General features: G+C 44.8%; 1 protein-coding gene. It reads right to left on the bottom strand.

Annotated features, from left to right (window positions below; all coding sequences use genetic code 11):
* Positions 1-268: DEAD/DEAH box helicase family protein (locus tag PU683_RS22205; RefSeq protein WP_277174669.1), on the bottom strand; the 268-nt coding region annotated here is incomplete at both ends.

The following is a 268-nucleotide window of genomic DNA, read 5'->3' as shown; positions in this document are numbered from 1 at the left end:
CACCACAACTCGTTTATCATCGCCATAGAGACTCTTAACTAGTTGATGCGTATCATCTGTCTCATCAATGTCAATGACATCGTTGGCTGCGTAGGATAAAAAGCTTGAAGTCGTTTGCTGGTCCAAATCTCGTCTATCGACAACGAAGATAGTTTTGGCAATTGATGGTATCTGGAGAAGATTTCTAGCTACTTTGTAGGATGTAAGGGTCTTCCCTGAACCAGTTGTATGCCAGACATAACCGGATTGGCGACGGTGACTGGCAGCC

This window comes from Candidatus Kosakonia sp. 282A-S69 (assembly GCF_029433855.1).
In the GTDB taxonomy this organism is placed as follows: Bacteria; Pseudomonadota; Gammaproteobacteria; order Enterobacterales; family Enterobacteriaceae; genus Kosakonia; species Kosakonia cowanii_A.
The sequence above is the reverse complement of the archived record's forward strand: the minus strand, read 5'-3'. Positions and strand labels throughout refer to the sequence as shown.